General features: G+C 66.2%; 9 protein-coding genes. 7 read left to right on the top strand and 2 right to left on the bottom strand.

What is annotated here, in order from left to right:
• Positions 1 to 140 precede the first annotated feature (140 nt).
• Positions 141 to 683, bottom strand: a complete 543-nt coding sequence (locus DN412_RS40405) for a hypoxanthine-guanine phosphoribosyltransferase (RefSeq protein WP_115216648.1) — start codon at positions 681 to 683, stop codon at positions 141 to 143.
• Between the two features lie 47 nt (positions 684 to 730).
• Positions 731 to 2128, bottom strand: a complete 1398-nt coding sequence (ffh, locus tag DN412_RS40400) for a signal recognition particle protein (RefSeq protein WP_115216647.1) — start codon at positions 2126 to 2128, stop codon at positions 731 to 733.
• 141 nt (positions 2129 to 2269) lie between these two features.
• Here ffh and DN412_RS40395 point away from each other — a divergent pair, with 141 nt between their 5' ends.
• The 7 genes from DN412_RS40395 (at position 2270) to DN412_RS40365 (ending at position 12649) form a co-directional block, all read left to right on the top strand.
• Positions 2270 to 3208, top strand: a complete 939-nt coding sequence (locus DN412_RS40395) for a cytochrome C assembly family protein (RefSeq protein WP_115216646.1) — start codon at positions 2270 to 2272, stop codon at positions 3206 to 3208.
• Between the two features lie 6 nt (positions 3209 to 3214).
• Positions 3215 to 3532: a PP0621 family protein gene (locus DN412_RS40390; protein WP_115216645.1), complete on the top strand. Its 318-nt coding sequence runs from the start codon at positions 3215 to 3217 to the stop codon at positions 3530 to 3532.
• Positions 3529 to 5637, top strand: a complete 2109-nt coding sequence (locus tag DN412_RS40385) for a sensor histidine kinase (protein WP_115216644.1) — start codon at positions 3529 to 3531, stop codon at positions 5635 to 5637. The genes DN412_RS40390 and DN412_RS40385 overlap by 4 nt, the downstream gene beginning before the upstream one ends.
• Positions 5638 to 5661: 24 nt before the next feature.
• Positions 5662 to 7278 (top strand): sigma-54-dependent transcriptional regulator, encoded by a 1617-nt coding sequence (locus tag DN412_RS40380; RefSeq protein WP_208647754.1) that lies wholly within the window; start codon positions 5662 to 5664, stop codon positions 7276 to 7278.
• On the top strand, positions 7275 to 7880 hold the full coding sequence (gene ampD, locus DN412_RS40375) for a 1,6-anhydro-N-acetylmuramyl-L-alanine amidase AmpD (RefSeq protein ID WP_115216642.1): 606 nt from the start codon (positions 7275 to 7277) through the stop codon (positions 7878 to 7880). Before DN412_RS40380 ends, ampD begins: the two co-directional genes overlap by 4 nt.
• A gap of 505 nt (positions 7881 to 8385) precedes the next feature.
• Positions 8386 to 11319, top strand: coding sequence for a ribonucleoside-diphosphate reductase subunit alpha (locus DN412_RS40370; RefSeq protein WP_115216641.1), 2934 nt, complete (start codon positions 8386 to 8388; stop codon positions 11317 to 11319).
• 145 nt (positions 11320 to 11464) lie between these two features.
• A complete protein-coding gene (locus DN412_RS40365) occupies positions 11465 to 12649 on the top strand; it encodes a ribonucleotide-diphosphate reductase subunit beta (RefSeq protein ID WP_115216640.1) in 1185 nt (394 codons plus the stop codon).
• Positions 12650 to 12850 lie beyond the last annotated feature (201 nt).

Below are 12850 nucleotides of genomic sequence, written 5' to 3'. Positions count from 1 at the left end.
TACTGTCCTCTGGCGCGGCTTCCTCGTTTTGCACGAAATCACCGAAATGTATCGGATCTTCCAGAAAAACGAGTAAGCCGCCGGAAGTTGTGGGTAAAGGCAAGCCCATAAATGGGAGAGGGGAGAAAACCATCAACCCGTCAAACCAACGCGCGGATCGAGTCCAGGTTGCGCCAATAGCCCTTGGCGTCCATGCCGCAGCCAAAGACATAGCGGTCCGGCACGTTAAAGCCGCAGAAGTCCGGGTGCATGGGCTTGATCTTGGTCAGCGTCTTCTCGCACAGCACCGCGGCGTGGAATTCCCTGGCGCCCATGTCCATGATGCGCTCGCGGATGGCAGCCATGGTCTCGCCCTCATCCAGAATGTCGTCCAGCACCAGCACCACGCGGTCCTTGACCGATTCGCGCGGGGCCACGCGCCACTGCATCTCGCCGCCCACGGTCTTGTTGTTGTAGCGCGAGAGGTGGATGTAGTCGAACTCCAGCGGGAACGCCAGCTTGGGCAGCAGCATGCCGGTGAAGACCACCGCGCCGCCCATGACCGACAGCACCAGCGGGAAGGCATCGCCCATCTTGGCGGTGATTTCCGTGGCCATGCGGTCCAGTGAAGCCCGGACTTCTTCGGCGGAGACGATTTCTTCGGAGTTGGCCCACAGTTCGCGGGCCTGTACGGCGCTCATCATGATGTCTTTCCTGTTCTTTTGCGGGGAAGGCGGGTCGGTTGCAAGCCTTAGCGGTTGAAGAGGCCCTTCATGCCGCCCTTCATCGCGCCCATCTGGCGCATCATCTTCATCATGCCGCCGCCCTTGAGCTTCTTCATCATGGACTGCATCTGGTCGAACTGGTTGAGCAGGCGGTTCACTTCCTGCACCGGCACGCCGGCGCCGGCGGCAATGCGGCGCTTGCGGCTGGCCTTGATCAGGTCGGGCTTGGCGCGCTCGGCCGCCGTCATGCTGTTGATGATGCCTTCCATGCGGGCCACCTGCTTCTCGGCCTGGTCCATGTTGGCGCCCTGCGCCTGCTGGGCGAACTGCGCCGGCAGCTTGTCGACCAGGCTGCCCAGGCCGCCCATCTTCTTCATCTGGCCGATCTGGGCCTTGAAGTCTTCCAGGTCGAAGTCGCCGGTCTTCTTGATCTTCTTGGCCAGTTTCTCGGCCGCTTCCATGTCCACGCCGCGCTGGGCTTCCTCGACCAGCGCGAGGATGTCGCCCATGCCCAGGATGCGCTGGGCCATGCGGTCGGGGTAGAAGGGCTCCAGGCCGTCCAGCTTCTCGCCGACGCCGACAAACTTGATCGGGCGGCCGGTGATATGGCGCACCGACAGTGCCGCGCCGCCGCGCGCATCGCCGTCCAGCTTGGTCAGCACCACGCCGGTCAGCGGCAGGGTGTCGTTGAAGGCCTTGGCGGTGTTGACCGCGTCCTGGCCCAGCATGGCGTCGACCACGAACAGGGTTTCGGCGGGCTTCAGTTCGGCGTGCAGGGCGGCGATTTCCTGCATCATCAACTCGTCGATACCCAGCCGGCCGGCCGTGTCGACAATCAGCACGTCGTGGTAGTGCTTGCGCGCCCAGTCCACCGCCGCGCGGGCGATGTCCACCGGCTTCTGGTCCGGCTGCGACGGGAAGAAGTCAGCGCCGACCTGCTCGGAAACGGTCTTGAGCTGGGCGATAGCGGCGGGGCGGTAGACGTCGCACGAGACCGTCAGCACCTTCTTCTTTTTGTTTTCCTTGAGCCACTTGGCCAGCTTGCCCACCGTGGTGGTCTTGCCGGCACCCTGCAGGCCGGCCATCAGGATGATGGCGGGCGGCTGCACGGCCAGGTTCAGCTCGGCTTCCTTGTTGTTGTTGCCGCCGGCAGCATCGGCCCCGCCGATCACGGCGGTCAGCTCGCGCTGGACCACGCCGACCAGGGCCTGGCCCGGGGTGAGGCTGCTGACAACCTCCTCGCCCAGGGCCTTTTCCTTGACGCGGGCAACGAATTCGCGCACGACCGGCAGCGCCACGTCGGCTTCGAGCATGGCAAGGCGCACTTCGCGCAGCATCTCGGCGGTGTTGGCCTCGGTCAGGCGCGCCTCGCCGCGCATGGTCTTGACCACACGCGCCAGGCGTTGAGTGAGATTGTCCAGCATGGCAGGAATCGGGGGAGAAGTCTGAGCAGGGCTCGGGGCTGAAATCGGAGGCAGTCTGGCACACGGGGCGGGCCTGGAACACCGGTTACACCGGTTCAAGCGGGCCGCCACCGTCCGTGGGCACTAAGGTAAACTGCGTAAATGGTCATTGTACTGTATGCCCTGACGGCACTTCTCTATTGCGGCCTGGCCTTCCATGGCTGGGCCAAGCGCCATCCGCGCGTTGCGGCCACTGCCGGCCAGGCTGGCGGGTCTGCCTCGGCCGTGCTGGTGGCCGGCGGCGGATCCATCCCCTCGGCCGGCGGCCCACACGGCGAAGGGCGCCCGGCCTGGTGGCACGTGCTGATGCTGGCGGCGCTGGCCAGCCACGGCCTGCTGCTGCATGAAACCATCTTCCCGGCCGAGCGCATGATGTTCGGCTTTGCCTTTGCGCTGTCGGCCATGCTGTGGCTGGGCGTGGGCATCTACTGGATAGAGAGCTTCTTCTTCTCGCTGGCGGGGCTGGGGCTGATCGTGATCCCGGTGGCGCTGGTGGCCAGCCTGATGCCGCTGGCCTTCCCCGGCTCGCAGATCCTGGGCTACGCGGCGCGGCCGCTGTTCAAGCTGCATTTCATCATTGCCAACGTGGCCTACGGGCTGTTCACGCTGGCGGCGTTCCACGCCTTCCTGATGCTCTTGGCCGAACGGCGCCTGCACGGCTTCCGGCACGCGCCGGCGCGCCCGGCGGACCAGCAGCCCAGCGAGTGGCTGGGGCGCTGGCTGGACCTGCTGCCGCCGCTGCTGACGCTGGAGAAGCTGCTGTTCCGGCTGATCGGCGCCGGCTTTGTGCTGCTGACGCTGACCATTGCCTCGGGCCTGCTGTTCTCCGAAGAACTGTTCGGCCGCGCCTTCCGGCTGGACCACAAGACGGTGTTCGCGCTGATCTCGTGGGCCATGTTTGGCGGCATCCTGGCCGGGCGCATCTTCCGCGGCTGGCGCGGCAAGGTGGCGCTGCGCTGGGTCATCGCATCGTTCGGCATCCTGCTGCTGGCCTATGTCGGCAGCCGTTTCGTGATTGAAGTCGTCCTGCACCGCATCTGAGTCCCCATGGCACGTATCCTGATCCTGCTGGCCGTGGTGCTGGGCGTCTTCTGGTGGTTGCGCGCCCGCGCCGAGGCCCGGCTGGCTGAACACCGCGCGCGCGCAGCCCGCAATGCCAGCCAGCGCCCCGCCGCCGGCCCCGCCGATGCCGATGCCGATGCCGAGCGCATGGTCCAGTGCGCCCAGTGCGGCGTGCACCTGCCGCAGGGCGAGGCCATTGCCTGGCGCGGCCTGCACTACTGCCGCCGCAGCCATCTGCCTGACGAAAGCCAGGCCGAGGGCGGTAATGGCAACGGCAGCGGCAGCAGCGGCGCCCGCCCATGACAGAGCCGGCGTCGTCGGGCTGGCAGCGGCTGAATGCCTGGCGCGGCCTGGCGCAGTTGTGGCGCCAGCCCGAACCGCCTGAGTTCCACTGGCGCCTGCTGCGCTATTTCTGCTGGACCCGCGTGGCCGTGGGCCTGCTGCTGGTCGGCTTTGCGCTGATGCGGCGCGGCGAGCAGGCCACCACCAACGTCACGTTTGCCATCCCGCCTTTGCCGTTCGGCCTTGGCGGGGTCGAGCATGCGGCAGCCATGTCCGTGGCCGTGCCCTATCTTGGCATCGCCCTGGCCATGCTGGCCGGCACGCTGATGCGCCGCCGCTTCCACCTGCGCGTGCGGGTGCAGGTGCTGGCCGACCTGGCCTTGCTGGCGCTGGTCTTCAGCGTGCTGGCGCGGGGCGGGCAGGCCGAGGGCCTGGCCATGATCTTCCTGCTGCCGGCGCTGGAAGCCGGCGCGCTCACCAGCCTGCTGTTCGCGCTGTTTGCCGCGGCCATCTCCGCGCTGGTGGTGATGAGCGGGCCCTTCATGCACACCATCCTGCTGCGCCAGGCCGATGCCGGGCTGCTGGGCTCGGGCCTGTTCGGCATGGTGTTCATGATCGCCGCGCTGCTGATGTATATGCTGGCCAACCGCCAGATGGCGCAGGAGCGCCTGGCGCTGGCGCGCGAGCAGGAGCTGCGCCTGCAGCAGGTGGTCAACCGGCTGATGGTCAACGACATGCAGGACGGCGTGATGCTGGTGCGCGCCAACGGCGCGGTGGTGGCCGCCAACCCCGCGGCGGTGGTGCTGCTGGGCGTGCAGGCGCATGAGCGGCTCTACTCGCGGCGATTGAGTGGCGCGACGGATGGCATGGCCGGGCAGGGCAGCGATGCTGTGCTGTTCGACCTGCGCCGCATCCCGCGCCTGCAGCCGCTGATGGAAATGCTGCGCGACTGGCTGCGCAGCAAGGACGACGTGCCGCGCATCCTGCAGTTGCTGCCGATGGCCTCCGGCACCGCGCTGGCCGATGGCACCATGCAGCACACCCGGCTGCGGCTGCGCTTTGTGCTGCCGGGGCTGGCCGGATTGCGCTCGACCATGGCGCATGGCCGCACCGTGCCGGCGACGCTGGATACGGCCGCATGGAGCGAACTGTCGCCCGAAGCCGCCGGGCGCCTGCGCCTGGCCATCGCCCAGAACGAGGCCATGGCCTGGTCGCAGGAGGACGAGGCCCTGCTGCGCAGCGAAATGCGCGACACCGTGCTGGTCCATATCGAAAGCTGGGAACGCATTGCCGAGCAGGTGCAGCAGGAAAAGCTGGCCGCCATGGGCCGGCTGGTGGCCAGCATCGCGCACCAGATCCGCAACCCGCTGGCGGCGATCAGCCAGGCCAGCGAGCTGCTGGGCGATTCCGGCCGGCACGATCCCGCCGCACAGGAACAGGGCGATGTCGATATCGACGCCCGCCTGCTGCGCATCATCAACGACAACGTGCGCCGGCTCGACCAGGTGGTGTCAGACGTGCTGCAGATGTCGCGCCGCCCGCGCACCGGCCGCAGCACCGTGCACCTGGCGCAGGCGCTGCCGGAGATCGTCGAGCGCTGGCGCGCCGAAATGCGCTCGCGCCGCCCGCGCGCCGGCGAGACCCGCCCGGCGGGCCGGGCCGATATCAACGCCAATGCCATCCGGCTGACCGTGGACGTGGCCCAGCCGGTGGTGTTCGACGCCTCGCAGCTGCAGCAGGTGCTGGGCAATCTGCTGGACAACGCCTGGCGCTACTGCAGCCGGCTGCCGGGCTCGATCCGCCTGCTGGCGCACGCGCTGGACCAGCACCATGCCGAGCTGATCGTCTGGAACGATGGCGCCGAAGTCGCGCGCGAACACCAGCGCAGCCTGTTCGAACCCTTTTTCACCAGCAACGCCCAGGGCACCGGGCTGGGCCTGTTCATGGCGCGCGAACTGTGCGGCGCCAATGACGCCCAGGTGCGCTACGGCGCCATCTCATTGCCGGCGCTGCTCGAGCGCACCGGCATGCTGACCCCCGCCGCGCGCGATACACTGCCGGGCAAGGCTTTCGTGCTGACGCTGCGCATCGAGAGCGCTGATGCTGCTTCGGCGGCCGTCGCCTGACCTGTCCCACCCCAGCCACCACCCATGCCACCCCGAATGTCCCGAGCGCCCGATCCCATCCTGGTCATCGACGACGAGGCCGACCTGCGCGAGCTGCTGGACATCTCGATGCGCCGCATGGGCCATGACGTGGTGCTGGCCGGCTCGCTGGCCGAGGCGCGCGAGAAGCTGGCGCAGGGCCGCTACAGCCTGGTGCTGACCGACATGCGCCTGGGCGACGGCTTGGGCATCGAGATCGTGCGCCAGCTGTCCGCCGCGCCCGAGCGCGTCCCGGTGGCGGTCATCACCGCCTACGGCAGCGCCGACAACGCCGTCGAGGCGCTCAAGGCCGGCGCCTTCGACTACATCGCCAAGCCGGTGTCGCTGGAGCAGTTGCGCAGCCTGGTGCTGAACGCGCTGGGCCGCCAGCAGCGTGACAGCGCCGATGCCGACGCCGCCGCCGCGGCGGAGCAGGCCGCCGACCGTGCCGCGGCCCTGCTGCCCGGCCATTCCGCCGCCATACAAGAGGTGCGCCGCTCGCTGTCGCGGCTGGCGCGCAGCATGGCACCGGTGGTGATCAGCGGAGAATCCGGCAGCGGCAAGGAGCGCGCCGCCCAAGCGATCCATGCGATCAGCGGCCGGGCCGCGCACCCCTTTGTCGCCGTCAACTGCGGCGCCATCCCCGAGAACCTGATGGAGTCCGAGTTCTTCGGCCACGTCAAAGGCGCCTTCACCGGCGCCGACGCGGAGCGCGGCGGCTTCTTCCAGGCCGCCAACAGCGGCACGCTGCTGCTCGACGAGGTAGCCGACCTGCCGTTGCCGATGCAGGTCAAGCTGCTGCGCGCGCTGCAGGAGCGCCGCGTGCGCAAGATCGGCGCCAGCCGCGAAGACGCCGTTGACGTGCGCGTGATGTGCGCCAGCCACAAGGACCTGGCCGCGATGGTCGCGGCCGGGCAATTCCGGCAGGACTTGTATTACCGCCTGAACGTGCTGGCGCTGCGCATGCCCACGCTGCGTGAGCGCGGTGAAGACATCCCGGTGCTGGCGCGCGCCATCCTGGACCATCTGGCGGTGCGCTACGGCGACCCGCGCCCCAAGCGGCTGACGCCGGCGGCGCTGCAACGGCTGGTGGCCTATCCCTTCCCGGGCAATGTGCGCGAGCTGGAGAACCTGCTGGAGCGCGCCTACGCCTTTGCCGAGAGCGAAGAGATCGAGCTGGCCGACCTGGGCCCGCTGGATGCCGGCGCCGAGCGCGCCGGGCTGATGCATGCCCCCGCGCCGGCGATGGCGCCTGTCACTTATGCGCCCTGGGGTGCCGCAGGCATGTGGGCGGTGCCGCCGGCCGCCGCGCCCGCGCCGGCAGAGCCGCCACCCGTGGCAACTCCTGCCGCCAGCGCGCCCGAACCTGAGCCCGCCGACGATCCCACCGAACGTGCCTGCCGCGGCATCGTCTTCCCGATCGACCTGACGGCCAGGCTTGAAGCCGTGGAGCGCGAGCTGATCCTGCAGGCGCTGGCGCAGACCAACTTCAACCGCACCGCGGCCGCGCCGCTGCTGGGCCTGAACCTGCGCCAGCTGCGCTACCGCATCCAGCAACTGGGCATCCGCGAGGCCATGGACGCCGCCGACCGCGGTGCCGTGGAAGGCGAGGGCACCCCATGACCAAGCCCGCGCATCGCTACCTACCCGATACCGACGGCTGGGTTCCCGCCGCGCGCCGCGTGCCCTCGCCCAACTTCGACGAGCGCCCGGCCGGCATGCCGGTGGACCTGGTGGTGCTGCACAACATCAGCCTTCCGCCCGGCCAGTTCGGCAGCGGCGACATCGAAGCCTTCTTCCAGAACCGGCTCGATCCCGACAAGCACCCGTTCTTTGCCACCATCCACCAGGTGCAGGTGTCCGCGCACTTCCTGGTCACCCGCGCGGGTGAGCTGGTGCAGTTTGTCCCGTGCACGCAGCGGGCCTGGCACGCCGGGCAGTCGGACTTCTTCGGCCGCGCCCGCTGCAACGATTTCTCCATCGGCATCGAGATCGAAGGCTGCGACGACCTGCCGTTCACCCTGGCCCAGTACGACACCGTGGCCGCGCTGGTGCCCGCGCTGATAGCCGCCTACCCGGTGCGCGCGATTGCCGGCCACAGCGACATCGCCCCGGGGCGCAAGACCGATCCCGGCCCGCATTTCGACTGGGCGCGCTTCGCCAGCCAGGCGGGCGTGGCGCCCGGCATGTTGCCGTACCAATGCCCCGGGTCGCCGGGCAGGTGACGAATTCTTAACGTCATTCCCCATCCCCGTGCACCCCGTTCCGGCGCACATGCCCTGCCTCGGGGTGGGGCTATCGCAACCTCGCAACAATCAAAAAAATTTTTGTGAAATGTGCAGTTGCGAACGGTCTGGCGAAAACCCTTGCGAGTATTAGGCTTGCGGGCATGTGGCGTTGCCGCATCGGCGCCGCCGCCCCCGAAAAAGCGCTTGTCAAGACTGGTCATTCGGATTCGTTTCACTATACTTAGCCCAGTTTCACGCGTCACACACTATATCTAGTAGTCAAACCGGGGAGCCGGCCCACGGGTGAGTCGGGGATCACGAAGTTCGTGCATCGTCCCGAAACCGCCCCCTAAGGCCAGCGAATCACAAGAGTCCCTGGCGAAATGTTCACGTAAAGGCAGTCTGTCCGAACCCGACTTCACGCCGGGCGGGACGTTCTTTTCGCCGCATTTCGCCAGGGACTCTTTTGTCTCTTATTTCCAGGGTAAAAACAGGAGTTCTCATGCAAACGGCCCAGAACGAAATCACCACGGGTGGCGCCGCCGCCGGTATCGCACCGACCGCGCAGCAGACCCCCGCCAACGCCGCCAATACGAACTACCCGGATCACAAGATCATTCGTCGCAACGGCGCCGTGGTGGCTTTCGAGCCGTCCAAGATCGCCGTTGCCATGACCAAGGCCTTCCTCGCCGTGAACGGCGGGCAGGGCGCCGCATCCGCGCGCGTGCGCGAGATCGTCGAGCAACTGACTGACAACGTGGTGCGCGCGCTGGTGCGCAGCCGCCCCAACGGCGGCGCCATCCATATCGAAGACGTGCAGGACCACGTGGAACTGGCGCTGATGCGCTCGGGCGAGCATGAAGTGGCCCGCGCCTACGTGCTGTACCGCGAGAAGCGCAAGGACGAGCGCGCGCAAGCCAACGCGCAGGCCGTGGCTCGCGTGCAGGAAGGCGGCATCTCGGTCAACGTGACCGATGGCGGCGTCACGCACGTGCTGGACATCGCCGCGCTGCACGACCTGATCGACAACGCCTGCTCGGGCCTGGGCAACGCGGTGAGCGCCGAGCCGATCCTGAAGGAAACCCTGAAGAACCTGTACGAAGGCGTGCCGATGACGCAGGTGTACGACTCCGCCATCCTGGCCGCGCGTACCCTGATCGAAAAGGACCCGGACTACAGCCAGGTCACCGCCCGTATCCTGCTGCACACCATCCGCAAGGAAATCCTGGGCACCGAAGTGACCCAGGCCGAGATGTCCAGCCGCTACGCCGAGTACTTCCCCAAGTTCATCGCGCGCGGCATTGCCGCCGAACTGCTGGACGAGCAACTGGCCACCTACGACCTGGCCCGCCTGGGCGCGGCGCTGGACGCCGGCCGCGACTTCCAGTTCAACTACCTGGGCCTGCAGACCCTGTACGACCGCTACTTCCTGCATATCGATGAAACCCGCATCGAAATGCCGCAGGCCTTCTTCATGCGCGTGGCCATGGGTCTGGCGCTCAACGAGAAGGATCGCGAAGCGCGCGCCATCGAGTTCTACCAGCTGCTGTCGTCGTTCGACTTCATGTCGTCCACGCCGACCCTGTTCAACTCCGGCACCCGCCGCTCGCAGCTGTCGTCGTGCTACCTGACCACCGTCTCGGACGACCTGGAAGGCATCTACGAAGCGCTGAAGGAAAACGCGCTGCTGTCCAAGTTTGCCGGTGGCCTGGGCAATGACTGGACCAACGTGCGCGCACTGGGCTCGCACATCAAGGGCACCAACGGCAAGTCGCAAGGCGTGGTCCCGTTCCTGAAGGTGGTCAACGACACCGCCGTGGCGGTGAACCAGGGCGGCAAGCGCAAGGGCGCGGTCTGCGCCTACCTGGAAACGTGGCACCTGGACATCGAAGAATTCCTGGAGCTGCGCAAGAACACCGGTGACGACCGCCGCCGCACCCACGACATGAACACGGCCAACTGGATTCCGGACCTGTTCATGAAGCGCGTGATGGAAGGCGGTGAGTGGACCCTGTTCTCGCCCGCCACCTGCCCGGACCTGCACGACAAGGTCGGCAAGGAATTCGAAAAGGCCTACCTGGGCTACGAAGCCAAGGCCGCCAGCGGCGAACTGAAGCTGTTCAAGAAGCTGCCGGCGCTGCAACTGTGGCGCAAGATGCTGGGCATGCTGTTCGAGACCGGCCACCCGTGGATCACCTTCAAGGATCCGTGCAACATCCGCAGCCCGCAGCAGCACGTGGGCGTGGTGCACAGCTCCAACCTGTGCACGGAAATCACGCTCAACACCAATGAGAGCGAGATTGCCGTGTGCAACCTGGGCTCGGTCAACCTGGTCGCCCACATGACCAAACAGGCCGACGGCACCTTCGCGCTGGATCACACCAAGCTGCAGAAGACCGTGCGCACCGCCATGCGCATGCTCGACAACGTGATCGACATCAACTACTACGCGGTTGAGAAGGCACGCAATTCCAACCTGCGCCACCGTCCGGTCGGCATGGGCATCATGGGCTTCCAGGACTGCCTGCACGTGCTGCGCACGCCGTATTCCAGCGACGCCGCCGTCAAGTTTGCCGATACCTCGATGGAAGCGGTGTGCTACTACGCCTACCACGCCTCCACCGAGCTGGCCGAAGAGCGCGGCCGCTACGAGACCTACGCCGGCTCGCTGTGGGACCGCGGCATCCTGCCGCAGGACTCGCTCAAGCTGCTGGCTGAAGAGCGCGGCGGCTACCTGGAAGTCGATCACTCGTCGACGATGGACTGGGACGCGCTGCGCGGCCGCATCAAGCAGCACGGCATGCGCAACTCGAACTGCATCGCGATCGCCCCGACCGCGACCATTTCGAACATCATCGGCGTGTCGGCCTGCATCGAGCCGACCTTCCAGAACCTGTACGTCAAGTCCAACCTGTCGGGCGAGTTCACCGTGGTCAACGACTACCTGGTGCGCGACCTGAAGGAACGCGGCCTGTGGGACGAGGTGATGGTTGCCGACCTGAAGTACTTCGACGGCTCGCTGTCGCGCATCGACCGCATTCCGCAAGACCTGCGCGACATCTACGCCACCGCGTTCGAAGTGGAGCCGACCTGGCTGGTGGAAGCCGCCAGCCGCCGCCAGAAGTGGATCGACCAGGCCCAGTCCCTGAACATCTACATGGCCGGCGCCTCGGGCAAGAAGCTGGACGACACCTACAAGCTGGCCTGGCTGCGCGGCCTGAAGACCACCTACTACCTGCGCACCATGGCAGCGACCCACGTGGAGAAGTCCACCGTGTCGCGCGGCTCGCTGAACGCAGTGTCGTCGGGCAGCGACAGCGGCTCCGGCCTGGACGCAGCCGCCGCATCGGCCCCGGCCATGCCGGAAGCCGAAGGCGCGGTCTGCACGATGCGCCCGGGCGATCCCGGCTTTGAAGAGTGCGAAGCCTGCCAGTAATCACGAAGTAACCACCTACCCCGGGGTTTGCTCCCCTCTCCCGCCCGCGGGAGAGGGGCCGGGGGAGAGGGCCGGCGCCACCACGAAGTGACAAGTCAAACCTGACCACCCGCCGCCCCCAAATCGAATCACGGAGAACCACATCATGCTGAGCTGGGACGACGACGTTCAAGCCACCCCGCAGGCCGCACCGCAGCCTGCCATCCAACCTGCTGTTGCCGCCACCGCCGACCAACAAGGCGTACTGCCGCCGGCCGCCACGCAGCCCGGCATCCTGGGCGACAACCCCAACGCCGCCGCCCTGCAAAGCAACCGCCGCGTCAACGCCGCCGACAAGCGCGTGATCAACGGCTCGACCGACGTCAACCAGCTGGTGCCGTTCAAGTACAAGTGGGCGTGGGAAAAATACCTGGCCGGCTGCGCCAACCACTGGATGCCGCAGGAAATCAACATGTCCCGCGACATCGCCCTGTGGAAAGACCCCAACGGCCTGACCGAAGACGAGCGCCGCATCATCAAGCGCAACCTCGGCTTCTTCGTCACCGCCGACTCGCTGGCCGCCAACAACATCGTGCTGGGCACCTACCGCCAGATCACCGCGCCGGAATGCCGCCAGTACCTGCTGCGCCAGGCCTTTGAAGAGGCCATCCACACCCACGCCTACCAGTACATCGTGGAGTCCCTCGGCCTGAACGAAGCCGAGATCTTCAACGCGTACCACGAAGTGCAGTCGATCCGCGACAAGGACGAGTTCCTGATCCCGTTCATCGACACGCTGACTGATCCGTCGTTCAAGACCGGCACGCCGGAGAACGACCAGAAGCTGCTGAAGTCGCTGATCGTGTTCGCCTGCATCATGGAAGGCCTGTTCTTCTATGTGGGCTTTACGCAGATCCTGGCGATGGGCCGGCAGAACAAGATGACTGGGGCTGCCGAGCAGTATCAGTACATCCTGCGCGATGAATCGCTGCACTGCAATTTTGGTATTGATCTGATCAATCAGATCAAGCTGGAGAACCCGCATCTGTGGACGGCGGAGTTCAAGGCCGAAATCACGGAGCTGTTCAAGAAGGCGGTGGATCTGGAGTATCGCTATGCTGAAGACACCATGCCGCGTGGGGTGTTGGGGCTGAATGCGCCGATGTTTAAGGGTTACCTCCGCTTCATTTGCAATCGTCGTTGCCAGCAGATTGGGTTGGAGCAGCTGTTCGCGAATGAGGAGAATCCGTTCCCGTGGATGTCTGAGATGATTGACTTGAAGAAGGAGCGGAACTTCTTTGAGACTCGGGTTATTGAGTATCAGACGGGTGGGGCGTTGAGCTGGGATTGAGGCGTCGTCGTCGTCCTGTAGTCATGCAAGAACGAGAAATGGGAGCTGAGGCTCCCATTTCTTTTGGCTACGACTAAACCGAAGTTTGAGAGCCCGAAACCCTGCCAAGCCAGAGGTGGCGCGCCTTTGCGCCATTTCTATCGTTTTATTTGTTCCCATGTAAATAATCTATTTTTGACGATATTTTCCTTGATTTGCAGG

The organism is Cupriavidus lacunae (assembly GCF_003353055.1).
Taxonomy (GTDB): Bacteria; Pseudomonadota; Gammaproteobacteria; order Burkholderiales; family Burkholderiaceae; genus Cupriavidus; species Cupriavidus lacunae.
This window is presented reverse-complemented; position numbering and strand designations above follow the sequence as displayed.

Bases quoted from the DNA above. Each gene is read 5' to 3' on its own strand.
- DN412_RS40405 (WP_115216648.1), bottom strand. From the start codon at position 683: ATGATGAGCGCCGTACAGGCCCGCGAACTGTGGGCCAACTCCGAAGAA.
- ffh (WP_115216647.1), bottom strand. From the start codon at position 2,128: ATGCTGGACAATCTCACTCAACGCCTGGCGCGTGTGGTCAAGACCATG.
- DN412_RS40395 (WP_115216646.1), top strand. From the start codon at position 2,270: ATGGTCATTGTACTGTATGCCCTGACGGCACTTCTCTATTGCGGCCTG.
- DN412_RS40390 (WP_115216645.1), top strand. From the start codon at position 3,215: ATGGCACGTATCCTGATCCTGCTGGCCGTGGTGCTGGGCGTCTTCTGG.
- DN412_RS40385 (WP_115216644.1), top strand. From the start codon at position 3,529: ATGACAGAGCCGGCGTCGTCGGGCTGGCAGCGGCTGAATGCCTGGCGC.
- DN412_RS40380 (WP_208647754.1), top strand. From the start codon at position 5,662: ATGCCACCCCGAATGTCCCGAGCGCCCGATCCCATCCTGGTCATCGAC.
- ampD (WP_115216642.1), top strand. From the start codon at position 7,275: ATGACCAAGCCCGCGCATCGCTACCTACCCGATACCGACGGCTGGGTT.
- DN412_RS40370 (WP_115216641.1), top strand. From the start codon at position 8,386: ATGCAAACGGCCCAGAACGAAATCACCACGGGTGGCGCCGCCGCCGGT.
- DN412_RS40365 (WP_115216640.1), top strand. From the start codon at position 11,465: ATGCTGAGCTGGGACGACGACGTTCAAGCCACCCCGCAGGCCGCACCG.